This window comes from Natrarchaeobius oligotrophus (assembly GCF_003841465.1).
Taxonomy (GTDB): Archaea; Halobacteriota; Halobacteria; order Halobacteriales; family Natrialbaceae; genus Natrarchaeobius; species Natrarchaeobius oligotrophus.
Genome location: NZ_REFZ01000002.1, coordinates 272,730 through 297,326, shown reverse-complemented (window position 1 = coordinate 297,326; position 24,597 = coordinate 272,730). Strand labels below are relative to the sequence as shown.

Below are 24,597 nucleotides of genomic sequence, written 5' to 3'. Positions count from 1 at the left end.
AGTTTACGACATCAACGACATCACGAGTTCCATCGTCACGTCCTCGTGTGCGTACTCCTCACCGCCGTACTCCGCGCGGAAATCGTCGGCATCGTCTCCGTCGGAGAACCCGACCATCGACCGTCCCATCGCACCCAGCACCTCGCTGTCGGCGATCAGCGTGAGGTCGGACGGTGGCGCGAACGTCTCCCCGTCCAGGTGGTTGCTGATCTCGAATTCCCCGTCGTCGGTCGTAATCTCGAAGTCCACGCTCGAGTAGTCCGTGATGTACGTGACCTGTGGGTCGGTTCCCTCGTTTGCCCGCTCGAATGTGAACGCGTACGTACACAGCGAGCTACAGAACTGCGCCGGTCGATCTTCGCCGACGACCTCGTCGGCGTCCTCGTAGTGGGCCTGTCCGACTGGACCCGGATGCTGACCGATTCCCATCGTGCAGTTGTCACAGGCCTGGTCGTCCGCGATGGTGATCGGGTCGGGGGCGTCGTCGTCGCCCAGACAGCCCGCAATCGCTCCGATCCCGACGGCCGCCGCGCCAACGAGCAGCGACCGTCGCGTGCGTTCGTTCCCACCACGTGGATTCGGGTCCATACCGAGTAATCGGTACCGCACTAGTAAGTCTCGTCTGGTACGATCGCCGAATCGTTTCGGCCCGATATTCGTTTTGACCGCGTCTACGTCTCGATTTCGACGTTTTAACCAGATGCTACTTGGCCGTTGCGTTCCAACCGCCTCACGATGAACCGACGCCGCATTCTCGGCGCTGGAGCAACGGCCGGACTCACGACGATCGCCGGCTGTCTAACCGGATTGATCGCGGACGATTCCCCCGATCACGTCGTACTCGAGCCGCCGGCTGACGAGGCGCAGGGAGATCCCTCCTACCCGACGTACGCCGATCAGTTCCCGGCGTTCGAACTGTCAGACTCGCTCGCCGAGACGACCGTTGCCGTCGACGAACTCGACGATTGCCACCTCTCGACGGCGTTTTTCGCGAGCTGCCCTACCGAGTGTATTCCGCTGATGAACGCACTGTCGACGGTCCAGGCGAACAGCCTCGAGATGGGTATCGACGACGTTCGCTTTCTGGCGATCACGTTCGACCCGGAACGGGACACTGCCGAGGCGCTACGGGAGCACGCGGAGATGATGAACGTCGACCTCGAGGCGACGAACTGGCACTATCTCCGACCGGCGAACGCCGACGAAGCCGTCGAGATCGTCGACGAACGCCTCGGCGTCCCGTTCGAACGCGAGGACCTCGGCGGTGGCGACTACGACTTCCATCACGTCACCGTCACGTTCCTGGTCAATCCGGACGGCTACGTCGAACGGAGCTATCGCGGCGAAGACCCGGAGACGGACCGTCTCACAGCCGACCTCGAAACCGTGGACGATCTCTGGTGACGATGGGCGTATACGTCGGTGTGGCTCGCCGTCCGTCTGTCGTCCTCCAACAGCAGTGCTACGATCTGACGCTCGATCCGACGGCCGTCGAACCGGTGAGTCTCGTCGTGTTCGGACTGATCGGAGTACTCGGCGGTGCGCACTGCCTGGGAATGTGTGGACCGCTCGTGACGACGTACTCGGATCGACTCCGGGCCCGACGCGCCGGGCCGTCCGAGCGGGCGGAGGTGACCGTCGGTATGGTTCGCCAGCACGCGCTGTTCAACCTCGGGCGGACAGTCAGTTACGCGATTCTCGGCGGTCTGTTCGGACTCGCGGGGACGCTCGTGTTCGTCACTCCCCGGGCGGTTTCGGCGGTCGTGACCGACGTCCACGCGATTTCCGGCGTCCTGGTAGGATCGCTCATCGTCGCGATGGGTGTGCGCTATCTCGTCGGGCACCGAGGCGTGGGCACCGCCGTTCGCGTCCCGCTCGTCGGCGCACTCGTCGGTCGCCTCCAGCGGTGGCTGCTCGACAACGTCGACGACTGGGTCGGCGATTACCGTATCGTGGGGCTGGGCGGCGCACACGGGCTGCTTCCCTGTTCGATTTTGTACCCTGCGTTTCTGTACGCCTTCGTCCGTGGTTCGCCGCTCGAGGGATTCGTCGCGCTCGCCGTCCTCGGTGCTGGAACGATCCCGTCGCTGTTTCTGTACGGGACGCTCGTTCAGTCGCTGGGACCCGAGACCAGGGCCGGTCTTCACCGCGTCCTCGGGCTCGCGTTCGTGGTTCTCGGGTACGTTCCGATCCAGCACGGACTCGCGATGCTCGGCGTTCCCCTGCCGCCGATTCCCATCCCTCACTTCCAGCCGCTGTAGCCGTTTCGTTCGACGATACTGCATCCCCAGCCCCGGTCTCGATCTTTCCCGATCGGTTCGTTTCGCAGACGTACTGCAAATCCAAAATATGTCGGGCCGTGGGAATACGGGGTCGATACTTTACGGTGGACCGCCAGGCTGGAACTGCATCCATCCATGACCGAGTGCTCGATCGTGGACGACGACGGACTCTCCCGGGCGACCTGCGAGGTGGACGAGCTGCTTCGCGCCCTGGCCGACGGCCGCAGGCGGCTGCTCGTTTCGGTCCTCGAGGCGCGCGATCACGGCTGGATCCGTCGCGAGCGGCTGGTCGCGATTCTCGCCGGACGTGACGACCGACTCACCGCAGCGGACTGGCGACGCGAGTTCGTTCACGTCCACTGTCCGGTGCTGGCCGACCTGGGCCTCCTCGAGCACGACGAACAGAGCGACGCGGTCCGCTACTACCGGTGCGATCTGGTGTCGGAGTTGCTGGCGCTCGTCGAGGCACGCGCGGATCGAACCTGACCGCGGTGTGAGCATCACGTCAGGTGCGATCCGTCCACGCGACGACAGAGACGACGTTCGTCACCCTGACCCCGGAGACGCTGTCGCCGTTCACCGACCTGTACGAACTCCCGATACCACAGGCGTCTCACCCGACGCGGATCAGCTCATCTCGACCGACGTCGTCGAGCGCCGCTTGCGCGAGCGTCGAACCGCCGACCGGGACGGGGAACGTCGTGGCCTCGGCGTGTGGTCGTCATCGCCTCGAGTCCGGTCAGGCCGTCAACACCGGTCGATCGGCCGATCGGACGACCCGTTCCGCGACGCTTCCGATCTTCCCCGGTCGTCGGTGACTCTGGCCCTGGAACCCGATGACGATCAGGTCGGCGTCGAGGTCGTCCGCCTTCTCGAGGAGCTCCTCCCACGGCCGCCCGTGACAGACGTTCCAGGTGCACTCGATTCCCTGGGTGTCCGCCCGCTCGCCGAGCTCCTCGAGCATCGCCGCCCCCTGCTCTTCGAGTCTCGTGAGGACGATCTCCGCGCTGCTCAGCGCCGGCTCGCCGTACCGGTGGGTCTCGACGCAGTACATCGCGTGGACGTCGGCGTCGTACCGATCCGCGAGCTCGAGTGCGTGTTCGACCGCCCGGTTCGCCGGATCGCTTCCGTCGGTCGGAACGAGAATCGTGTCGTACATCGGTCGGAGGGACGTATCACGCGGGACCGTTAATAGCTCACACCACGACCGTTGATACGTTCGCCTTCGTCTCCGGGTACCGGTCTCGAGGTGATCGGCGCGCTTCAGGCCGTGATCACCGGTCGATCGAGGTAGCGCACGACGCGCTCGGCTGTGCTTCCGACCTCGCTTCCCGGCCCCCCGCCGAGACCGCGGTTCCCGAGGACGACCAGGTCGGCGTCGACCTCGTCGGCACACTCGCTGATCTCGTCGTGGGGGCGACCGCGGCGAATCTCGCTCGTCGCCTCGACGGACGCCCGCCCGACGAGGTCGTCGAGGACGTCGTGGCCGCGTTCTTCGAGTTCCTCGACGGCGTCGATCTCGTCGGTGAGTACCGTCTCTCCGTACCGGCGCGTGTCGACGACGTAGATCGCGTACAGCTCGGCGTCGAACGTCGACGCGAGATCGAGTGCGTGCTCCGTGGCTCGGTTTGCGGCCGCACTGCCGTCGGTCGCGACGAGAATCGTGTCGTACATCGGTCGACCGCACGTATCACGAACGGCCGCTAATAGCTTACACCGCGATCGCTGATACGTTCGACCCCGTCTCGAGTCGACCCTGGATGCGGGACACGGCCGGAAGCATCCGATCGAGGACCGTACCCGACGCTCCGCCGGTGTGCTCGTTATGCCCGTCCCCGAACCAGCGTCACCGAACGTGTCGTCCGTCGCGCCACCCGTTCCGCCTCGGTTCCCGTCACCATCCGCGCGGCGAGCGAGCGCCCGTGGCTCCCCATGACGATCTGGTCGAACCCGTTCGTCTCGGCGTACTCGACGATTTCGGCCGCCGGCGATCCGTACGCCCTCTCCGTCTCGAGGTCGATTCCCCGGCCGTCGGCCATCTCCCTCGCCGACTCGAGGACGACGTCGGCGCTCGCTTCGTGCGCCGTGAGGATCTTGTCGAGGTACGTTCCCGAAACGTCCACGTGGGACCGGTCGAACGGAAGCGAGATCACGTGCAACGCGGTGTGCGTTCCCCCGCCGAGCGTCTCGAGGGCGTACTCGAGGGCGGCGTCGGACTGCTCGGAGCCGTCGACGGCGATCAACACGCGTCCGGGTAACTCGCGGTCGCGAACGGCGGACGCGGGTTCGGGAACGATCGTCGTCGAGACGGCCGACCGGCGGAGCACCGCCTCGCTGACCCGACCGAGAAACGGCCGCGAAACCGGCGACTGGCCGTGACTGCCCAACACGAGGTGGTCGACGTCCAGTCCGACCGCAGCCGAAAGAATCTCGCCGCGTGGCGTTCCGGTCCGACGTTCCGTCCGGAGGTCGAGGCCGTGGTCTTCGGCTCGTTCGACCGCTCGGTCGAGAACGTCCGTCTCCGTCGGCCCTTCGCGTTCGTCAGGCGAACTGGCTCGGTCGGCGCGCGGATCGACCACGGTGAGCGCGGTCAGCGACGCGTTCGGAAACGAGGCGAGCGCGTACTCGAGGGCGGCGAACGACCGTTCGGAGTCGTCGATCGAAACGAGAACGTGGCGTGGCATTGTTCGATTCCGGCGTTCGCGAACGTCGGTCGCGACACCACGTTCCCCTTCGACGACCCGACGCATAACTGGTGGGTTCGATCGACGGGACGATCGTTCCGACGAACGGCTCGATTCCCGGACGCCGTCGACGAACGTCTTCCGGCCCGACCGACGGTCGCGCTCGCGCTCCCGCTCTCACCGAACGATCGTGACCGGCACCGCGGCTCGTCTGGTGACCGTTTCGGCGACGCTTCCGAGCAGGATCCGCGAGACGCCTTCCCGTCCGTGACTGCCAATGACGACGTGATCGATGTCGTGTTCGTCCGCGTAGTTGACGATCGTGCGTGCCGGCTCACCCGTCAACACCGCCGTTTCGACGGCCGTAGAGGACGGTAGCGCCTCCTCCAGGTCGTCGCGCGCGCTCGAGCAGAGGTCTTCGCCCCGCTCGACGGCGCGGTCGTAGGCCGCCCGATCGTAGTACCCCTCGTGTGCACCCGAGTAGACGCCTTCGGCGGGGTCGACGACGTGGATGACGGTAACCCGCTCGACGCTATCCGCCGTGGTCGTTCGGACGTGGTCGATCGCCTTCTCGGCCGGCTCCGATCCGTCTACCGGAACGAGTACGTGTTTTACCATATCACGTGATTGGAACACCGGATAAAATACGTTTCGCTGATTGTCGGGCTCGACCGGGGTGGATCGCCGGTCCGATGGTCGTCCGTTCGATTCGTCGAGGTACGACGGGGCCGTTCCTCGAGGGCGAGTCGCCGATCTCGCTGCCCTCGACGAATTCGGCTATCGGTCCCGCTCGATCGCCCGCTTTGCCCGTTCTGAACTACATCAAAAAACTTATACTACGGTGACGATTGGGGAGCCACGATCGCCCGCAGTCGATCGTTTCACCCTCCTTCGGTGAAGCTCGACGAAAAACATACGGACTCTGCCAGGTAATGGATAACTTCTCGATCCGGTCTCAGGCCGTACAGACGCCTCCGACCCGAACCCCTCATATGACGGAAAAACTCGGGAAAATTTACAGGTGTACCATCGTAACTGTTTCTTTCGGCCGAACCTCGAGTCCTCGCGAGAAATATGGCTCAAAACTGATAGTAAGGCAAACAGAATCGCTCGGAACGGCGACGATTGTACGAGGCTTCCACCGCGATTCATCGTCAGCGTCGGTTCGATCTACTGTATCAGACCGCCAACATTCTTGTCGGATGGCTCGTCCGTCAGCCCGACTCTCCGCTTCGACGTGACCCCGTCGACCGCGTCCTCGAGTGGTCTCTCGACCCCGGTCGTCGAGGACCGCGCAGGCGGCTATCGGTTCCCCGTCCGCCGAAGGTCGGGATCGAACGCGGTTCGGGTTTCGTCCGCGGTTGGTCGCTCGTCACCGCGACGTTCACTCCGTCGCCGTCGAACCGGAGCGCGTCCGCGAGCGCGGTGACCGACGTGAAGCGGACCGAACGTTCCGGCGACGACGACGCGCACACCCCCCGTACCGCCGCGGCGGAAAAAGACGTGTCCTAGCGTTTGCAACCTCCCATCACCATTTATCTGTGGGGGCGGTGTACGACGTCCGTCCCGATTCCGATCGGACTGGGGGCGCCCGCTCGTCTCGAGGATTCGCGGTTTCCTCGATCCGTCCCCTCGTGACCCCACATCGCACGACGAGCGAACTGACGCGCCACGAAACACGCACCATGAACTACAAAGAATTCGTCGGACAGGTTCAGCACAGACTCGAGTACGCACAGCTCGGCCCCGCCGTGCGAGCGACCCGCGCCGTCCTGATGACGCTCGGCGAACGCTTACAGGAGGGGGAAGCGACCGACCTGGCGAGTCCGCTCCCCATGGAGATCGACCGCTACCTGACGGAGGCGGATCACGGACAGCGCTTCGACTACTCGGAGTTCCTCGACAGGGTGGCGAGACGCGAGGGCGTCGACCGCTCGGACGCCAACTACCACGCCCAGCAACTGCTCGCCGTCGTCGGAGACGTCGTTCCGCCGGGCAACCTCGCGAAGGTCGCCAACCAGCTCCCGGAGGACTACGATCCGCTCTTCGAACTGGTCGACGGTTCGGAGGAGTGATCGACTGGAACGAGACGGTCGTCGATGACCGACCCGTCCGATCTATCGGCAGAAACGCCGTCCGACCGACCGCCCGGACCGATCAGCCGCGTTCGTCGGCCGAAGTCAGCCGCACGCGATCGGTACGACGCTCTCAGCACGTGGTACGACGTTCTGGCGGAGCCGTTCGAAGCTCCGGCGCGGTCGGCGGGACTCGCGATGCTCGGCGTCCGTCCGGGCGAGAGGGTGCTGGACGTCGGCTGCGGAACCGGGTCCGCCCTGGTCGATCTCGCCCGTTCGGTGGCGCCGGACGGAACTGCCGTGGGCATCGACGTCGCGGATGGAATGTGTCGGTCCTCGGAGGCGGCCCTCGCTGTCGACTCCCTCGGTCGCGGTGCGGTCGTTCGAGCCGACGCCGCGGCCACGCCGTTTCCCGACGACTCCTTCGACGCGCTGTTCGCGAGCTTCGTCCTCGAACTCTTCGACACGCCCGAGATTCCGGCCGTACTCGAGGAGTGGCGACGCGTGCTCGAACCGGACGGTCGCTGCTGTGTCGTCTCGCTTTCCCGCCGCGACGTCGGAGTTTCTACCCGCCTCTACGAACTCGTCCACCGCGTCGTTCCCGAACTCGTCGACTGTCGCCCCATCTACCTCCGCGACACCGTACTCGAGTGTGGGTTTCGGATCGTCGCCCACCGGACGAGCACGGTCTGGCGGTTGCCGGTCGAAATCGTCGTCTGCGAGCCGGACGGATCGCTCGACGGCTGATGGGGTCTATTCCACCGAGTTACCGGCGAAACCGCGACCGCCCTGCGGGCCCACCGGAACTGACTTTCACCTGTCGGTACGAATCGATGGCTGGATCAGTTCGCGCCTCGGACGAGCGTGACCGCTCGCGGCGACCGCCGCGCGACCCGCTCCGCGACCGTTCCCGTGATCAGTCGGGCGGCGAGCGATCGACCGTGACTCCCCATCACGATCTGGTCGTAGTCGTCGGTTTCGACGCGTTCGACGATCGCCGTCGCCGGATCGGCGTCGTCGGTGTCCGTTCGAACGTCGGCTCCGTGGTCGTCCGCGATCTCCCTCGCGTCCTCGAAAACTGCGTCGGCGCGGTCGTTGCGAACGCGTACGATCTCCTCGAGGTACGTTCCGCGGACGCCCGTGCGGTCGCGGTCGAACGGGAGCGACAGCGCGTGAAACGCAGTGACGTCCCCATCGGGAAACGTTTCGAGGGCGAACTCGAGGGCGGCTTCGGCCTGTTCCGAACCGTCGAGTGGGACGAGGACGGACCCCGGTAACTCGCGCTCGCGAATCGCCTCTACCGGCTCCGGCACGACCGTCGTGGTGACCGGCGCTCGGCGGACGACGGCTTCGCTCACGTGACCGAGAAACGGACGCCTGAGCGGTGATTCGCCGTGGCTTCCGATCACGACGTGATCGACGTCGGTACTGGTTGACTCGAGGATCTCCGTGTGCGGCGCTCCTTCCCGGAGGAAGCTTCCGATCTGTCGATCGCGCTCTTCGGCGTACTCGACGGCGCGATCGAGAACGCGCTCACCGCGTTGTTCCGCCCGCGCTTCGACAGACTCGCGGGAACCGACGGATGCGACGTGATCGTGGCTCGGATCGACCACGTAGAGGACGTCGATCGTCGCGTCGGGAAACGACCCAAGGCTGTACTCCAGACCCGCGAATGCGTGATCCGATCCGTCGATCGGAACGAGGACGTGTTCTGGCATCTGTTTCTGTGGCGAGCGTCGACCCGCCCCGGTCGACTTCCACGTCGACGACGATAAACCCCGACCAGCCGCGGGGAGACGCCTGACCCTGCGAATCGTCCACGCAGGTGTCGGCCGCAGACGTATCCGAGCTACCGTGCAAGCGAACGTGATGAGTCACTCACCACGTCTATCGCGGCGGGCGGCGCTTCGTATCGGTGCCTGCATCGCGAGCGGGACCATCGTCGCGGGTTGTACCGAGGACGCGGCGAACGATCCGGACGACATGGAGACCGACGAACCGATCGACGAAATTGCAGACGACGCCGAACCAGCCGACGCAGGCTGGGAAGATGGGTGGGAGGACGTCGACGCGATCGAACTCGAGGCAGCCGACGGTGGCGACTGGGTCGGCCGTCGACCGGCGGCGATCGACGGTGTGGAGAATCCCGACCTAGAACTGTACGAGGGTCGCGAGTACGAATTCGCCTGGGTCAACCGCGACGGCGATGTGCACAACCTCGCGATCTGGGACGAGTCCGACCCGCTCATCTCGACGGACTTCGAGGACGATGACGGCGAGCGGAGTGCGATCATCGCCGAAGCCACCGCCGAAATGGAACTGTACCTCTGTGAGACCCACGGCACCGAGATGGCCGGCGCCATCGACGTTCGAACCCAGTGATCGGCGACGCGCTCGAGGCGGTCCTCTCGGCGGTGCAGTCGCTCTGGTTCCCGCGATCAGTCGTCACATCCGCCCGTACGCGCTCGTTATTCGAGCCGGGTGCGCGAACTCCGCGTCGTTTGTCAGAAAATCGCCGTCCGGCGTTCGAGACTGGTTCACGCCGGTCTGAAACCCCGGTCGCGTGACCGATAGATCGAGTAAAACCGCTCGTTGATCGGCGTTACAACGGTGTAACGTTCAGTTCATCGTACGTTACCAGGTCCCGATTTTATACTACCGATCGTCGTTACCCACGCGACATGGACGATTCGGGGATCTCGACCGAGATCAGTCACGACGAGTTCGATCCGATCGGAACGCTCGCGCTCATCGCGCTGTACTTCGTGGTTCTCACGCTGATGTGGTTGTTCACCTACTTCGTCGAGTTCGTCGGAAACGCCCCTACACCGACTGTTCTGCTATGAATATTCACGCCTACGAACGGCTGTGGCTGGTCGCGTCGATGGTGCTCATCGTGGGATTCATCGTCACGATCACGTACGGAACGGTCGGGCTCGGAATCACGATGGTCGACGATCGCGAGGAGACGATCAGTCCGGACGATGTCGACGAGGACGATCGGTTCCAGGACCCCCGCGTCGAACAGGTCGGCGAAAACGAGTTCGAAGCGTACGTCGTCTCCATGACGTTTCTCTTCCAACCCGATCCGATCGAGATTCCGGCGAACAACGAGGTGACGTTCTACGTCACGAGCAGGGACGTCATTCACAGCTTCACGGTCGTCGGGACGAACACGAACACCATGGTCATCCCCGGGGAGGTGTCGGCGATGACCGTCGAGTTCGACGAACCCGGCGAGTACGGCGTGGTCTGTAACGAGTACTGCGGTCCAGGTCACCACGACATGGAGGGATCGCTGATCGTCCACCCGGAAGACGAGTACAGCCTTACCGAGCTCTCGGTCGACGCGCCCGACCAGGTCGGGCCGGGAGAGGACGTCGAACTGACGATCTCGATTCAGAACGGTCTACTCGAGGATCTGGAGACGACCGTCGACGTCGAGGTCGGCGACGAGACCCTCGAGCAGGACGTCACGGTCCCGGGAGGCGAAACCGAGCAGGTGTCCGTCACCGTCGACGGCGACGATCTCGAACCGGGCGACGCGGAGTGGTCCGCCTCGGTCGACGACGAGGTGGAGACGGGGACAGTGACGATCGGCGACGATGCGGACGACGGGGGTGACGAACCGTGACTGACCTGTTCGTCGACGAGTATCCCGAACAGGCGCGACTCGTTCGGGCCGCATTTTTGACGTCGTTCGTCGCGCTCGGGATCGGCGCGCTCTTCGGCGTCATCCAGGCGCTCCACCGGACCGGCGTGTTCCGAATCGTCGAGTCGACGACGTACTACACCGTCCTGACCGGCCACGGCGTCTTTCTCGTCATCACGTTCACGATATTTTTCCTCGTCGGTCTCTATCAGTGGGCGGTAACGGACAGCTTACAGCGGGGGCCGGTAGACGCGCGGCTTACGTGGTCGTGGTACGGACTGATGTCGGTCGGAACGCTGATCGCAGCGATCGCGATACTCGCGGGATTTCTCGACGATCCCCCTGACGTACTCGGTTCCGAACTGAGTGCGGACGTCCTCTTTACGTTCTACGCGCCGTTACAAGCGAATCCGATCTTTTACGCCGGTCTCGTACTGTTTGTCGTCGGTACGTGGCTCGCGGGCGCCGACTGGTTCCGGACCTGGTGGGCCTGGAAGCGCGACCATCCCGGCGAGCGAATCCCGCTGCCGACGTTCATGGTGTTGACGACTATGATCATGTGGTACATCTCCTCGATCGGGGTCGCGGTCGCGATTCTCGCGTTCATCCTGCCGTGGTCGCTCGGACTGATCGACAGCCTCAACCCGACGCTGACGCGAACGCTGTTCTGGTACTTCGGCCACCCCGTCGTCTACTTCTGGTTGCTGCCGGCGTACCTCCTGTGGTACATCGTTCTCCCGAAACTCTCCGGCGGACGCCTGTTCAGCGACCCGCTCGCCAGGGTCGTCTTTATCCTGTTCGTGTTGCTCTCGACTCCGGTCGGTATCCACCACCAGTATCTCGATCCGGGCATCTCCGAGGGGTTCAAGTTCATCGCGATGACGAACACGATGTTCCTCCTGTTACCGAGCCTCCTGACGGCGTTCACCGTGGTAGCTAGCATGGAACACGGTGCCCGTCAGCGGGGAGGCACGGGAACGCTCAACTGGCTCCGAGCGCTTCCCTGGAAGGACCCGGCGTTTACGGGAATGGCCCTCGCCGGACTCGTGTTCGCCTTCGGGGGCTTCACCGGCATCGTCAACGCCGGGATGAACATCAACTACCTGGTGCACAACTCGCTGTGGGTGCCCGGTCACATCCACACCCAGGTCGGGACCGCCGTCGCGTTGACGTTCATGGCCGGCTCCTACTGGCTCGTTCCACAGTTGACCGGAAACCGGCTCGTCGGCCGACAGATCGCACTGTTCCAGGTCGTCCTCTGGTTCGTCGGAATCGTCTTCATGACGAACTCGATGTACCGGGCCGGTCTCATCGGCGTCCCGCGACGATCCGCGGAGCCGCAGTACGCCTTCGATTACGAGGTCGGCGTCGGATCGATGACCGAACTCGACGTCCAGCTCGCTCTCGGCGGCGTCCTGTTGTTCGTCTCGACGGTCCTGTTTCTCGCGATCATCCTCCTGACGGCGTTCAACACCGACAGCGATCCCCTCGTCGACGGAACGATCCCGCCGGCGCTCTCCGGTCCCGAGGACTCCCCGCGCGTCCTCGACGATCTTCGCGTGTGGATCGGCATCGCCCTCGTCCTGGTCGTCATCGCGTACGCGATTCCGCTCGCGAGCATCGTGGATCGCGGCGGGCTCTTCGGTCCCGACGTCGGACCGTTCCCCGTCGTCGTCGACGGCGTCATGTACCTCCAGCACGGAGTTGCATACGTCGGAGTGTTGATCACCTGATGCGCATCTCCCCCGCCAAACTACTCATCGTAATCGCGCTTTGTCTCGTCGTCCTCGTCGAGGCGCGAACGATTCTCGCGTTCTTCGACGTCGAGGTGTCGGTGCTCGAGATCGCTCTCGTCGGCGTCGTGGCTATCACGGCACTCGTCGTGTGGGCCGTTCGACCGGCCGACGAGGAGACGTCGGAGCCGTAATCCGGTCTCGAGCGCGCCGCGGTCGCGTTCGGTCCACGGTCGACTCGTCGGAACCCCGTCGCGAAATTGCAGCCTATTCGACGATACGCTCTCGTTTCCGGTCCGGAAACGGTGACGGGAGTTAACGCCCTCGAGCCGGAACTTCGCCACTATGTTCGAGGACGTCTCGCCGCGTCGGGCCGCCGCCGTTGGGTTGGTGGCGCTCGTTCCGACCATCGTCTACGGAATCGGTCGACCGGGACTGTCGGGATTCGTCGCGGCCGTGAACGTCGTCCTGATTTTCGCGGCGCTGTACGTGGCGCTATCGCCGGTTGACGACCACGCCCGGTCCGAAAACGAAACGCCGACGTAAGGAACGGGGGCCGTGCGACCGTATTCGAAACCGACGAACCGCGTCGGTTCCCGGACGGAGCGTCGCTGTCACCGGTCGATCGAGTCAGACCTTCGAGTACCGGTCGGTCCCCGAGTATCTCCTTACCGGATGTGTACCACGCCGGATCGCCCTCCCACCGCGTCGGTTCAGTCCCACGCTACAGCCGCTCCCGCTCGAGTCCGTTGCGATCGACGACCTCGAGTTCGTTCTTCGTCCGCAGGAATTCGCTGTAAGGGAACCGTAGAGCGGATCGCTGCCGACTGGCGGGTTCACACCCGTCGATCGGCAGTATCCGCCGTCCGAACCGCAATATTGCGACGGGTCGGGCTACGTCGATCGTACAGATCGATAGCGGCGATATAACAATTACGTGAGATAGACTCCCGGACGGTACAGCCTCTATGAAACGACGTATCTACCTCACGGCCGCGTCCGCGGCCGTGACGACCGCGATCGCCGGTTGCGCAGGTGGCAACCCCGAAGAGGACGGCGATACCGTCGACGAGGACGACGGTGATTCCGACGACGCCCACTCCGACGACGACCAAATCGACGACGATCACGAAACCGACGACGAAGACGAGGAGGAAGACGAAGAAGACGACGAACCGTCGGATCTGCTCGGTACCTTCGACGATTTCGAGGACCTCGACGCGTGGGAGGCCCGACTCGGGTCGCTCGAGGCCGACGACGAGTTCGCCTACGAGGGGTCGCAGTCGGCGCTCCTGACGACGACCGAGTCCGAAGAGCAGGTCAGGATCGTCCGGGAACTCTCGGAGCCGATCGACGTCCAGGGGGTCGTTCCGGGGCTGGCGCTTTCGTGCGACAGTGCGGCGAGCCCGATCATCCAGCTCCACGACGAAGACGGCGACATTCTCCAGTTTCAACAGCACGTCACTCGAGGACAACCGTTCATGCGACGCAACTTCGGACACACGTCCGTCTCGGGCGATCCCGATCCGAGTGCGATCACCGAGATCCAGATCGTCTCGCTGGTCGACGACGAGACCGAGGAGGAACTGTGGGTCGACGACCTGCACTTCGTCCCCCGCGTCGAGGACGGCCGGGTGATGATCCAGTTCCAGCGCGGATTCGAGACGGATTACACGATGGGGTATCCGATCCTCGAGGAGTACGATCTGCCGGGAGCGACGTTCGTTCCGACCGCCAGGATCCGCGAAAGCGCGGAGACGGACGGCGATCACCTGACGGAAGGGCAACTGTCGGAACTCGTCGACGCCGGCTGGTCGGTCGGGACCGTCGGCGTGCGGGGACAGCACCTCCACGAGGTCGACGCGGACGCCGCCGAATCCCACGTGCTGGATCCGCTCGAGTGGTTCGACGAGCGCGGCTACGACGACGCGCGGTACTTCGCGTTCCCCGGCGGTCGGTTCGATCGGCGGACGTACGACCTGATCGACGAACACTACGACCTCGGCTTCGCGGACCGCCACCGATCGCAGGGCTGGGCGAGCAACCACCTCACCATCACGCGCATCTCGGGCCACGTCGACCAGCGCAACCTCGACGCCGAGGAGATGATCGACGCGGTCGACTGGACGGCAGCACGCGGCGGCATCACGACGATCGTCTTCTACGAGATGGACGAAGACGACGCCGAGGCCCTCGAGGCGACGGCCGAACGGATCGCAGAACACCGGGACGCCGGCGACCTCGAGCCGATCTCCCCGCGAGAACTCGCCGACGAGTACGTCTATTGACGTCGTCGATTGGTTTCGATCCGCGCCGGATCTCGTCGCCGTTCTCTGTTCTCGTCACCCCGCGCCGTTTCAAAGCCGAACGCTGGCGCTCGCGACGGTCGATCGGTCGGTATCGTCTCCCCGGCCGAGGCGTCCGGACGCGCCCGCCTTTCGGAACTCCCACGCGGGTGGGAACGTCGGTAACTGGTATATCACCGCCCGTCGTTTCTCCGGTATGGACGTCACCGATATCGTCGACCGGGAGTTCGAGACGTACGACGAGACGACGCGCGTATCGAAACTCCGCGGCGCGTTCGAAGATTCGAATCGCAAGGCGCTCGTGATCGAGCGAGACGGCGAGTTCGTGGGAATCGTCACCCGAAAGGAGGTGCTCTCGTCCCACGAGAAGACGACGCGAAAGGCTCGATCACTGGTTCGGTCGGTCCCGACCATCGGTCCGCACGAAGACGTTCGCGAAGCCGCCCGTCTCATGATCGCGAGCGATACGAGGCTCCTGCCGGTCCTCCAGGGCGACGACCTCGTGGGCGTCGTCCGGACGGAAGCGCTCCTCCGAAGCGTTCAGCCGTACCTCGCCGTCCTCGACGCGTCGGACGTCGCCACGACCGACGTGGTCTCGGTCGAACCCGACACCTCGCTCGGGAAGGCACTTTCGACGTTCAGGACCGAGCGCATCGAACACCTCCCCGTCGTCTCCGGCGACGACGTCGTCGGGATCGTGAGCCTCGCCGACGTCCTCTCGTTCGTCACGCGCGAACTTCAGCGCTCACAGGGTGGCGATTCACCGGAGCACATGGACGCGAGCAAAGGCGGCCACCACGGCGGACGCGGCGCTCGAGAGGGCGAACGCGACGACCTGCTCGCGCTGCCGGTTCGAAACGTCATGGTCGAAGCCGTCGGTACGACGACGCCCGACGAATCGCTGGAAGAGGTGCTCGAGTCGATGCTCGAGTTCGACGCGTCGTCCTCGATTCTGCTCGACGACGGCTCGCTCGCCGGGATCGTCACGAAAACCGACCTCCTCGAGTCGCTAACCTGGTCGGAGGAACGCCGGCTTCCCGTGCAGGTGTTCGGAGCCGAGTTGATGTCGGATACGACCCGCGAGGAACTCTCGGAACGCATCGAGGCCGTCTCGCGCAAGTACGGCGCGATGCGCGTCCTCGAGGCGAAGGTCCACTTCCAGGAGCACAAGGAGCGACTCCGCGGGGTGGCCCAGATCCACGCGCGGATTCGCCTCTACACGGACAAGGGGACCTTCGTCGCGTCCGACGAGGGCTACGGCGATCGCCACGCGTTCTCGCTCGCGCTGAACGCCATCGAACGCCAGATTCTCGAGGGCAAGACGTCCGAACGGGCCCGGATGCCGTCGGGCGAGGACGTCGTCGCGAAAATGTACGGCTGGTGGCTGAGCGAATGACGGTCGGCTCCGGAGTCTCCGCGCGGTCGACGGGCAACGGTGAGTCCGCTCCGTACCGAGAGAACGGCCGAACCGATAATAATCCCGGCCGTTCAACATCCGACCGATATGAGTGAGGAGTCGCCGACGGCCGACGGCACGCTGTTGGTTCCGATCGCGAACGAGGAGACGGCGGATCGCCAGCTGGACACGGCGATCGACGTCGCGACGGACCGGTCCCACGACGTTCTCCTCGTGTTCGTCCTCGAGGTTCCGTCCCAGCTTTCGTTACAGGACGGGCGTCGATATCTGCTCGAGGACGAGGACGAACGACTGCTCGAGACGGCCGCGGAACGCGTCGAGTCCGCCGGAATCCCGGTTCGGCGTCGAATCCGGATAGCCCGCGGCGTCGCGACCGGAATCGTCGGCGCCGCCGCCGAGTACGATGTCGACGCGATCCTGCTGGGCTGGCGGGGCAGGCCGCCGCGATCGAACGTGGTCCTCGGGAGCCACATCGACAGGGTGCTCCGAAACGCCGAGTGCGACGTCCTCGTCAAGCGAATCAAGACGCCGACGCCGAGCGTCGAGTCGGTGCTCGTTCCGGTCGCGGGCGGTCCGCACGACGAGTACGCCGTCGAAACCGCTGCCTCGATCGCCCGCCGGAACGACGCCGCGGTGACGCTGTTACACGTCCTCGAGTCGGACGAGTCGGAGCGCTCACGGGAGCAGGCTCGAACCGTGCTCGGGGCGGCTGCGGCCGAGTTCGAGGAGGTCCAGTCGGTCGACCGGGAACTCGTCTCCGACGACGACGTCGCCGGAACGATAACCGACTGGACGACCGACCACGACGTGACCCTCCTCGGCGTGTCTCGAGGCGGTCTCCTCCAGCGCGCGTTGCTCGGAACGATCTCGGAGGCGGTCGGGAGACACGCGGCCGGGACGGTCGTCCTGGCCAGGCGTCACGATCCCGTCCCGTCCCGACTCCGTCGGTTACTTCCGCTCTCGTAATCGCGGCTCGACCGACCCCGGACCCTCGAGAACGCGGCTGTCTCCCCGAGCCGATCCCGGACGGCGGACGTTCCGCACATGCTGTGCGTCGAACGGTTCGAATCCGTACACACTGCCGAAAAACGGGTACGTACGCACGATACTCGAGTGGGCCGCCGACGGCAACGCCCGAGCGGTTCAGTCGGCGGACGGTGACGTCCTGATCTCGAACCGCGCCCCGCCGTCTTCTCCGTCGGTCACGTCCACGGACCACCCGTGGGCCTCCGCGATTCGCTGGACCGTCACGAGTCCCAGCCCCGTTCCGTTCTCGCGGGTCGTGTATCCCGAATCGAACACCCGATCGCGATCTGCGGGGGGGATTCCCGGCCCGTCGTCTTCGACGGCGAATCCCGCTTCGCCCTCGAGCGCCGTCACCCGGACGGTCACCGCGGGTCCCCCGTGATCGATCGCGTTTCGAAAGACGTTCTCGAGGAGCTGATTGAGCCGCCGCTCGTCGGCTTCGAGTTCGACGGACGACGGCTCGATCGCGAGCGTCGCCTCGTCGGCGGCGACCATCTGCCACGCTCTCGTCGCCGCCGACTGTAGACTCACACGATCGGTCTCGTCGATCGTCTTTCCGGCGCGTGCGAGCTGTAACAGGTCCGTGATCAGCGTCTCCATCCGTCGATGAGCGAGTTCGATCTCCTCGAGCGCGTTGCTGTTGCACTCCTCGGCCGCGAGCTCGAGATTCCCCTGCGCGATCGTCAGCGGATTGCGAAGGTCGTGGGAGACGATGCTCGCGAACTCGTCGAGGCGCTCGTTCTGCGTTTCGAGCGCCTCCCGTTTCGCTCGCAACTGCGCTTCGCGCTCCGTTCGATCGAGGACGGCGCTCGTCGCGGACGCGAGCAACTCGGCCGTCGACACGTCGACGTCGTCGAACGCGTCGGTCTCCCTCGAGCCGATGTTGAGAACGCCGTGTGAGCCAAGCGACACGACGATCTCGCTTCCAACGATCGTCTCCGGGTTGTATCGGTTCGGGTGATCGCGAACGTCGGCGTACACCCGAACGTCGCCGCTTTCGAACGCGTCCCAGGTGAGACTGTCTCCGCCCTCATACGTCGGCGAATCGTCGAACGTATCTCGTCCTTCGTCGGTGATCGCGACCGGCTCGAGTGCGTCCGTCGTCTCGTCGTATAGCCACGCGCCCGTGAGCGGCATGTCCAGTTCCGACGCGGCGAACTGGACGACCTGTTCGCAGACGTCCCGTTTCGTCTCCGCCACGACGAACTCGCCCGTCGCTCGTTGCAACGACCGGATTCGATCCGATCGTCGTCGCATCCGGGCGTCGTAGACGCCGATGAGAAATCCGCCGAGTGCGCCCCCGGTGGCGGCGGTAGCGAGCTGGAAGGCGGCGTCTTCGGGAAGGTGCCCGCTTAGATACTGGTGAATCGCGATCGTTCCGACGAGCGCGCCCATTCCGACCCCGCCGAGGGCCGTCCACTGCACCAGTCGGTCGACGTACGCCCGGTTCGATTCGCTTCGTGCGGTCCAGTAGCCGGCGTAGACGATCACGAGCGACAGCACGAGCGGAAAGACCCCGCCGACGAGGGTCGCGAGCGGCGGCTTGTCGTGACCGACGACGTGGAGCGCGTGAACGAGCGCGAGTGCGAGTCCGATTCCTCCGATGACCGCCGCTGCGCGCCTCTCCGTCCGGAACGCCCCCATAATCTCCCCACTCACCGTAATAGTACGAACTCGTGGGTGTTCACGGTATAGAAACGTATCGAAAGTTCACGTTCGGCGTCGAGCCGGAACATCGCATCGGCGTGCGAGCGCACTCGAGTCCCGCGGATCGCCCGCCGCCGCCGGATTTTATAGTATCGGAGGAGAGAGGCTACCTATGTACGACCGGATACTCGTTCCGACGGACGGAAGCGAATTCGCCGACGACGCCGCCGACACCGCGCTCGAGCTGGCGACGGAACTCGACGCGGCGGTACACGTCGTTTGCGTCGTCGAGTCGGGACCGCTCGGTACGATTTCGCTCCCGGGCGACGGCGCGAGCGCGGCCGAGGTGTTCGAAGATCGGGCCACCGAGTTCGTCTCCCGGATCGCCGAACGCGCCGGAGACCGCGGCCTCGAGGTCGAAACCGAAATTCGTCGCGGCGTTCCGGTAGAGGAGATCCTCGAGTGCGCGGACGAAATCGCCGCCGACGCTATCGTCATGGGGTCGAAAGGTCGAAGCGGACTCGGCCGCGCGATGCTCGGGAGCGTCACCGAAGGGGTGACGCGGTACGGCACTGTCGACGTCCTCGTCGTCGGTCGGAACGCCGATTCCGTGGCGTCGTCCGCGTCGGTCGACGAACGCTGATGTGGCACCTGAAACGATTTACGCACCGATCGCGATGCCGTCCTGCGATCGGGGGCGTACTGACTTTCAGTGGCTACTATAGGGTCGTCGACGGGAATCTCGACCGGCTCCTCGACCCCCTCCTCGTTACTCGTCGCCGGCGATCGCTCGCGACCGTCGTCCGATTCCCCAGCCGAGCAGCGCGAGGCTAGCGAAGATGGCCACGGCCTGCAGGACGTGAGCGACCGGAACAAGTTCCGGCGAGAATCCCCAGGCGTCGAGACCGAGACTGACCAGCAGGGAGACGAGGAAGACGCCGAGGCCGACGTCCGCCGTCCGCATGGTGGGGAGCGCCGACGGTGACGAGAACAGCCGACCGACCATGTAGAACGCCAGCGTGTAGGGGAGCCAGCCGACGACGAGGTACCGGAGCGCTCGGGCGTGTTCGTCGGCGACGACCGATCGCGGCACCAGAACGAGGTAGACGAGAAGCGTCGCGATCACACAGCCCGCCAGCAGAACGATCCCCCCAACGTTTCGGCCGTCGCTCATGTGTGTGCATGTGAGGGCTCCGTGTCGATTTCAATCTACCGATGGATCCGCTCGTTGATAGCCGTCGGACCGTCAGCGTCGTTCGATCCCTGGCGGGGACCCCGTCCGACGGAGAGGCCCCCACCGTATCCATCGCCGACGTCCCTATCTTTCTTCAAGGAGAGAATCCTGCCGTTCACGGCAGGCGTGAATCCGACGACGCCTACACAATCTACGTTCGGCAGCAATACGGATATTTATATGTAACTGCGGTGTAACATGGTGTATACCGAGGCGGCATGCCCGCCCCACTAATTGGGCAATATCGAGACTCCGAGACACAAACCGTTCGAGACACCCTCTCGAACCGCTATGGTGTCTCAGTCAACAAGATAACTCCGAGTCACTTCCGGGATAGGAGTAACGCCGGTGTTGCCCCGCCACCGGCCTCTCATGCCGACAGGTCGTAAACCAGCAAATGTCCCAACCCAGCGGTGCGGTGCCGTGGGAAGCCCTTCCGTTTACGGCGAGGAGGAGGTCACCCGTTGGACCTGCTCGCCGTCGGGACGGAACGAGGGTCGCTGGAGGGAAGCGCAACCGAGAACGTCGATCCTTCGTCCGGTTCGGAGTCGACCCTGATGCTGCCGCCGTGTCGCTCGACGATCCGCCGGCAAACCGCCAGACCGATCCCCGAGCCCGACTGTTCGTCGACGGAGTGGAGCCGGCAAAACATCTCGAAGATGCGGTCTCGATCCTCGCATTCGATTCCGATCCCGTCGTCCGCGACCGAGATCACGTGCTCGTCGTCGCCTCGCTCGGCCCAGATTCGAACGCGGGGCGGACCGTCCCCGGCGTACTCGAGCGCGTTCCCGAGCAGATTCTGAAACAGCTGGCGGAGCTGGCTCTCGTCGCCCGTAACGCGCGGCAGTTCGTCGACGGAGATCTCCGCGTTCGTCTCGTCGATTTTCACCTGCAGATCGGTGCGCACGGACTCCAGTACCGCCTCGAGATCGACCGACTCGAACGACGCACCCCGCGTTTCGATCCGCGAGTACTGCAACAGTCCGTCGATCGTTCCTTTCATCCGCGCCGCTCCGTCGACCGCGAACGCGACGAACTCCCTCGCGTCGTCGTCGAGCGAATCCGCGTGGCGATCCTCGAGCAGTTCCAGATACCGCGAGATCATTCGAAGCGGCTCCCGGAGATCGTGGGAGGCGGCGTATGCGAACTGCTCGAGTTGCTCGTTCGACTCTTTCAACCGCGCGTTCGTCTCCTGCAAGTCCGCTCGCGTTCGATCGAGTTCTCGATTCCGTCGCTCGAGCGCCTGCTGCGTTCGTTTTAGCGCGTCGTTTCGCTGGTTGAGCTCTCGTTCGCGCGCGAGCGCCCGAGCCTCGTGAACGCCGATGCCGAGCCCCGCGATCGATCCGATGAACAGCGCGATGGCTCTCGTACCGAACGAAAACGGCGTTTCGACGCCGGGGTGAATCGCTCGCAGAACGATAAAAACGAACATGACGCCGATGCCGCCGAGACACCACAGAACGATGCGCGGGTACAGCTCCGGCTCCAGTTCCGTCCCCGCGATCCACCGGCCGACGTACATCAGTAACAGTCCCGGCAGTCCGATCAGACCGAAGTCGATCGCCGCCTCGAGCATCGGGCCGTCCGTGGCGACTTTGACGAACGACTGACCGCCCGCGAACAGGACGAACAGCACTCCCAGGTAGTAGATGTACCGCGAACGGCGAGACATTTCGCAGTCGGGTAGACCGCCGCGCTATATGAGGGTGGTGGTGAATCACCGAGTCGCCCGTTCGGATCGACTCGAAGGACCGTTCGCCGCCTTCCCCACGTGGACCGCAGACCGAGCACACCGGCGGGCGTGATTGCGATGGAAACCGCCTCGAGCGACCTGCCCGATTTATGCTGTGCTAGCACATACCATTAATATGGCCAACGAAGAGATCGTTCGCCGACTGGTCGACGCGTGGGACGAAAACGACACGGACGAGCTCCGGGAGATCTACCGTCCGGATGCCGTCGATCACTGGGGTCCGGAAGGACTCGGATCGACGTACTCCGGAATCTCGGAGATCCTCGAGGCCGAATCCGGCTTTCGTCGGGCGTTTCCGGACTACTCGATGGGCCTGTTACACGCGACCGGCGACGGCGAGTTCGTCTCCCAGCACTGGATGATCACCGGCACGCACGAAGGCGAGTTCATGGGCATTCCCCCGACGGGGAACGAAGTGACGTACGACGGAATGGCGTTTCACCGCCTCGAGAACGGAGCGATCGCCGAATCGTGGTGGATCACGAATCGCCTCCGTCTCCTGCGCGGACTCGACGTAATCGCTTCGGACGACGAACTCGCCGAGATGGCGCGATCGGACGAGTGACGATCGAACTGCGGCGAGCGTCCGATCGGACGAACTCGGAGCCGGCGATGGCGCTTCGATCACGCCGACCTGCGACGTCTCGGACGGACTGCCGTCCGCCTGTTCCGACGTGTCGTGTGGTTTGTCGGGGACACACCGGTAACTGTTACAGCAGGCGGTATCAGCCGTCCTGATCGACGATGAGGACCGGTATCGTTGCTTCCGAGGACACCCGCTCCGAGACGCTCCCGCGGAGGAGGTGGTCGAGTTTCTGTCGCCGACCGAGTACGACCAGATCGATGTCGTGTTCGTCCGCGTACTGCAGGATCGCTCTGTGGCGAAGGCCGTGGATCACGTTCCGCTCGACGTCCTCGACGCCGTTCTCGCGGGCGCGATTGGCGACGTAGTCGACCGCCTGCTGACCGATCTCCTCGAGGTCGTCGAAGTCGATTCCCGGCGCGATCGCGGCCGAGTTGATGACGTACAGCGTGTGCAACGTCGCGTCGTGCTCGCCCGCGAGATCGATGGCTTCGTCGATCGCACGCTCCGTGTTCTCGCGTCCGTCCGTCGGAACGAGAATTCGTTCGTACATACGGGGCGATTCGCGGACGCCATCAATAAATCCCGGCCAGACGAGACGGCGTCGCCGACGCCTCAGGAACCGTCGACGGTTCGGGTGACGGTCAGCCGATCCGCTCGCTCGTTGCCGCGTTCCTCCGCGACGACGTAACGCACTTCGACGATCGGCGAGCCGTCGGCGTTCGCGTCGACCCGTTCGTGGACTCGCTCGCCCAGTTCGGGCTCCGGTCCGGGATCGAGACCCCGTACCGTCACGACGACCCGGTCGATCGACCGGAGCGGGTACGCGTCGTCCAGTCGAACCTCGACCGACTCCGCCTCGAGGCCGTCGTACTGCGGATCCTCGAGCACCTCGTCGACCGCCTCCTCCGCCGTCGAGTTCAGTTGCGTCGTCTGGAACTCGACGAGCGTGATGCCGGCCAGCGGCGCTGCGAGTACGAGCAAACCGACCCCGAAGATCGTCGCGTACGTGAACGTCGCCGTTCGCGTCGGCGACACTTCGAACAGCCCCTGTGGCCTGTAGCCGGCGACCCAGAGCGTGAGCAACGCCGCGGCGTTGATCGAGAGGACGTTCACGACGACGAGAACGAACGCGCCGACGGCCGCACCGTACATCCCCCAGGCGGTCGTGATGCCAACCGCAGCCGACGGGGGGATGAGCGCGGCCGCGATCATGACGCCGACGATCGCTTCCGAGAATCCCCGCGTCAGACTCAGGATTCCCGCGATTCCGGCCCCGAGTGCGACCGCAAGCGAGAACAGATTCGGCGAGACGCGCTCCTGTAACTCGGCGACGACCACGATGTCGATCCCCGCCGGCTCGAGACCAGCGAGCCGGGCGAGTAGCGCGAGCCCGATCGAAGCCGAAATCACGACCGCAACGCCGACGACCTGATAGCGAAATCCCGTCGATCGAAGCTCGTCGTCGCCCGTGACGATCCCGACGTTCGCGGCCAACGCGGGCCCGAGAAGCGGTGCGATTACCATCGAGCCGACGACGACGGCGGGCGAATCCGACAGCAGTCCCGCCGTGGCGACGACCGCGCTGATCAGCAACATCACGACGTAGATCGAAAACGCGGGCGTCAGTTCGTCGGCTTTCGTTCGCAACACCTGTCTCGAGGTCCGAACGCCGCTCGCTCCGCCGTGGCTGTACTGCTCTAGCAGGTCGTCGAACTCGCTCGAGACGACCGTCTCGGCGTCGATGACGACGACGCGCGCGTCGTCGATGCCCGCCTCCGAGAGTCGATCCAGTATCGGTTCGACGGCGCGAATCGGAACGGGAAACCGGACGACTGTCGTCCGAGCCCTGCCGCTCGTTTCGTCGCTCGCGACGTACTCGATCCCTTCGTCCTCGAGCACGTCGAGTACCGCCCGTCGTCGCCCTTCCGGGACCGCGATCTCGAGATAGCGCATCGGGTACGCCGACCACGGACTGGGTGATAATGCTACGGCGAGCGACCGGTCGCCGCCGTCGGGTTCGCGCTCGTCGGTCGCGACGGTCGCGCGGCCGCCGAACGGACCGACGAACCGTACCCGATGACCGTTCCGGCGCTCTAGAACTGTGCGCGCGTCCACGGTATCCGCTTTCCCGAACACGTTCATGCGGATTATTGGCCCGTAAGAATCGAAAACACCCCTAATGTCGTTCTCTCCCGAGATAAA

At 64.7% G+C, this 24,597-nt stretch carries 27 protein-coding genes; 16 read left to right on the top strand and 11 right to left on the bottom strand.

Annotated elements, in window-relative coordinates:
• Positions 1-3 precede the first annotated feature (3 nt).
• Positions 4-588, bottom strand: coding sequence for a nitrous oxide reductase accessory protein NosL (locus EA472_RS04165; protein ID WP_124190247.1), 585 nt, complete (start codon positions 586-588; stop codon positions 4-6).
• 147 nt (positions 589-735) lie between these two features.
• Between EA472_RS04165 and EA472_RS04160 the strand changes: the two genes are divergently transcribed.
• The 3 genes from EA472_RS04160 (at position 736) to EA472_RS04150 (ending at position 2,768) form a co-directional block, all read left to right on the top strand.
• Positions 736-1,404: an SCO family protein gene (locus tag EA472_RS04160; RefSeq protein WP_124190246.1), complete on the top strand. Its 669-nt coding sequence runs from the start codon at positions 736-738 to the stop codon at positions 1,402-1,404.
• Between the two features lie 2 nt (positions 1,405-1,406).
• The gene (locus EA472_RS04155; protein ID WP_124190414.1) at positions 1,407-2,261 is read left to right on the top strand and encodes a sulfite exporter TauE/SafE family protein; all 855 of its coding nucleotides are present in this window, start codon (positions 1,407-1,409) and stop codon (positions 2,259-2,261) included.
• Positions 2,262-2,417: 156 nt separating this feature from the next.
• Positions 2,418-2,768: an ArsR family transcriptional regulator gene (locus EA472_RS04150; RefSeq protein ID WP_124190245.1), complete on the top strand. Its 351-nt coding sequence runs from the start codon at positions 2,418-2,420 to the stop codon at positions 2,766-2,768.
• Between the two features lie 253 nt (positions 2,769-3,021).
• On the opposite strand, the gene EA472_RS04140 is transcribed toward EA472_RS04150, so the two are convergent.
• The 4 genes from EA472_RS04140 to EA472_RS04125 all read right to left on the bottom strand — a co-directional run bounded on the left by EA472_RS04140 (position 3,022) and on the right by EA472_RS04125 (position 5,584).
• Positions 3,022-3,441 carry a universal stress protein gene (locus EA472_RS04140; RefSeq protein WP_124190243.1) on the bottom strand — a complete coding sequence of 140 codons (420 nt, stop codon included), beginning with the start codon at positions 3,439-3,441 and terminating at the stop codon, positions 3,022-3,024.
• Between the two features lie 104 nt (positions 3,442-3,545).
• The gene (locus tag EA472_RS04135; RefSeq protein WP_124190242.1) at positions 3,546-3,956 is read right to left on the bottom strand and encodes a universal stress protein; all 411 of its coding nucleotides are present in this window, start codon (positions 3,954-3,956) and stop codon (positions 3,546-3,548) included.
• A gap of 149 nt (positions 3,957-4,105) precedes the next feature.
• On the bottom strand, positions 4,106-4,966 hold the full coding sequence (locus EA472_RS04130; RefSeq protein WP_124190241.1) for a universal stress protein: 861 nt from the start codon (positions 4,964-4,966) through the stop codon (positions 4,106-4,108).
• 177 nt (positions 4,967-5,143) lie between these two features.
• Positions 5,144-5,584: a universal stress protein gene (locus tag EA472_RS04125; protein ID WP_124190240.1), complete on the bottom strand. Its 441-nt coding sequence runs from the start codon at positions 5,582-5,584 to the stop codon at positions 5,144-5,146.
• A 1,067-nt stretch (positions 5,585-6,651) separates the two neighbouring features.
• Here EA472_RS04125 and EA472_RS04120 point away from each other — a divergent pair.
• On the top strand, positions 6,652-7,041 hold the full coding sequence (locus EA472_RS04120; RefSeq protein WP_124190239.1) for a DUF2267 domain-containing protein: 390 nt from the start codon (positions 6,652-6,654) through the stop codon (positions 7,039-7,041).
• 24 nt (positions 7,042-7,065) lie between these two features.
• Positions 7,066-7,788: a class I SAM-dependent methyltransferase gene (locus tag EA472_RS04115; RefSeq protein ID WP_124190238.1), complete on the top strand. Its 723-nt coding sequence runs from the start codon at positions 7,066-7,068 to the stop codon at positions 7,786-7,788.
• A gap of 95 nt (positions 7,789-7,883) precedes the next feature.
• Here the strand turns inward: EA472_RS04115 and EA472_RS04110 are convergent, their stop codons facing one another.
• Positions 7,884-8,759: a universal stress protein gene (locus EA472_RS04110; RefSeq protein ID WP_124190237.1), complete on the bottom strand. Its 876-nt coding sequence runs from the start codon at positions 8,757-8,759 to the stop codon at positions 7,884-7,886.
• Positions 8,760-8,910: 151 nt separating this feature from the next.
• Here EA472_RS04110 and EA472_RS04105 point away from each other — a divergent pair, with 151 nt between their 5' ends.
• From EA472_RS04105 to EA472_RS04065, 9 genes are all read left to right on the top strand, one after another.
• Positions 8,911-9,423 (top strand): hypothetical protein, encoded by a 513-nt coding sequence (locus EA472_RS04105; protein WP_124190236.1) that lies wholly within the window; start codon positions 8,911-8,913, stop codon positions 9,421-9,423.
• A 299-nt stretch (positions 9,424-9,722) separates the two neighbouring features.
• On the top strand, positions 9,723-9,887 hold the full coding sequence (locus EA472_RS04100) for a cytochrome oxidase (RefSeq protein WP_124190235.1): 165 nt from the start codon (positions 9,723-9,725) through the stop codon (positions 9,885-9,887).
• Positions 9,884-10,675, top strand: coding sequence for a cytochrome c oxidase subunit II (locus EA472_RS04095; protein WP_124190234.1), 792 nt, complete (start codon positions 9,884-9,886; stop codon positions 10,673-10,675). Before EA472_RS04100 ends, EA472_RS04095 begins: the two co-directional genes overlap by 4 nt.
• Complete coding sequence (locus tag EA472_RS04090) at positions 10,672-12,426, top strand: b(o/a)3-type cytochrome-c oxidase subunit 1 (protein WP_124190233.1); 1,755 nt, start codon at positions 10,672-10,674, stop codon at positions 12,424-12,426. The genes EA472_RS04095 and EA472_RS04090 overlap by 4 nt, the downstream gene beginning before the upstream one ends.
• A complete protein-coding gene (locus tag EA472_RS04085; protein ID WP_124190232.1) occupies positions 12,426-12,620 on the top strand; it encodes a CbaC protein in 195 nt (64 codons plus the stop codon). The genes EA472_RS04090 and EA472_RS04085 overlap by 1 nt, the downstream gene beginning before the upstream one ends.
• A gap of 151 nt (positions 12,621-12,771) precedes the next feature.
• Positions 12,772-12,972 (top strand): cytochrome-ba3 oxidase subunit, encoded by a 201-nt coding sequence (locus EA472_RS04080; protein ID WP_124190231.1) that lies wholly within the window; start codon positions 12,772-12,774, stop codon positions 12,970-12,972.
• A gap of 422 nt (positions 12,973-13,394) precedes the next feature.
• Positions 13,395-14,714: a polysaccharide deacetylase family protein gene (locus EA472_RS04075; protein WP_124190230.1), complete on the top strand. Its 1,320-nt coding sequence runs from the start codon at positions 13,395-13,397 to the stop codon at positions 14,712-14,714.
• A gap of 214 nt (positions 14,715-14,928) precedes the next feature.
• Complete coding sequence (locus EA472_RS04070; protein WP_124190229.1) at positions 14,929-16,128, top strand: CBS domain-containing protein; 1,200 nt, start codon at positions 14,929-14,931, stop codon at positions 16,126-16,128.
• A gap of 108 nt (positions 16,129-16,236) precedes the next feature.
• Positions 16,237-17,115 carry a universal stress protein gene (locus EA472_RS04065; RefSeq protein ID WP_124190228.1) on the top strand — a complete coding sequence of 293 codons (879 nt, stop codon included), beginning with the start codon at positions 16,237-16,239 and terminating at the stop codon, positions 17,113-17,115.
• Positions 17,116-17,292: 177 nt separating this feature from the next.
• Here the strand turns inward: EA472_RS04065 and EA472_RS04060 are convergent, their stop codons facing one another.
• Positions 17,293-18,834 (bottom strand): ATP-binding protein, encoded by a 1,542-nt coding sequence (locus EA472_RS04060; protein ID WP_243637776.1) that lies wholly within the window; start codon positions 18,832-18,834, stop codon positions 17,293-17,295.
• A gap of 160 nt (positions 18,835-18,994) precedes the next feature.
• On the opposite strand from EA472_RS04060, the gene EA472_RS04055 reads away from it, so the two are divergent.
• Positions 18,995-19,465, top strand: coding sequence for a universal stress protein (locus tag EA472_RS04055; protein ID WP_124190227.1), 471 nt, complete (start codon positions 18,995-18,997; stop codon positions 19,463-19,465).
• A gap of 126 nt (positions 19,466-19,591) precedes the next feature.
• Here the strand turns inward: EA472_RS04055 and EA472_RS04050 are convergent, their stop codons facing one another.
• Positions 19,592-19,996: a hypothetical protein gene (locus EA472_RS04050; protein ID WP_124190226.1), complete on the bottom strand. Its 405-nt coding sequence runs from the start codon at positions 19,994-19,996 to the stop codon at positions 19,592-19,594.
• A gap of 517 nt (positions 19,997-20,513) precedes the next feature.
• Positions 20,514-21,728 carry a sensor histidine kinase gene (locus tag EA472_RS04045; RefSeq protein WP_124190225.1) on the bottom strand — a complete coding sequence of 405 codons (1,215 nt, stop codon included), beginning with the start codon at positions 21,726-21,728 and terminating at the stop codon, positions 20,514-20,516.
• Positions 21,729-21,924: 196 nt separating this feature from the next.
• On the opposite strand from EA472_RS04045, the gene EA472_RS04040 reads away from it, so the two are divergent.
• Entirely contained in the window at positions 21,925-22,374 is a 450-nt protein-coding gene (locus EA472_RS04040) for an ester cyclase (RefSeq protein WP_124190224.1), read from the top strand.
• Between the two features lie 160 nt (positions 22,375-22,534).
• On the opposite strand, the gene EA472_RS04035 is transcribed toward EA472_RS04040, so the two are convergent.
• Complete coding sequence (locus tag EA472_RS04035; protein WP_124190223.1) at positions 22,535-22,945, bottom strand: universal stress protein; 411 nt, start codon at positions 22,943-22,945, stop codon at positions 22,535-22,537.
• A gap of 62 nt (positions 22,946-23,007) precedes the next feature.
• Positions 23,008-24,348, bottom strand: coding sequence for a TIGR00341 family protein (locus EA472_RS04030; protein WP_124190412.1), 1,341 nt, complete (start codon positions 24,346-24,348; stop codon positions 23,008-23,010).
• Positions 24,349-24,597: the final 249 nt, after the last annotated feature.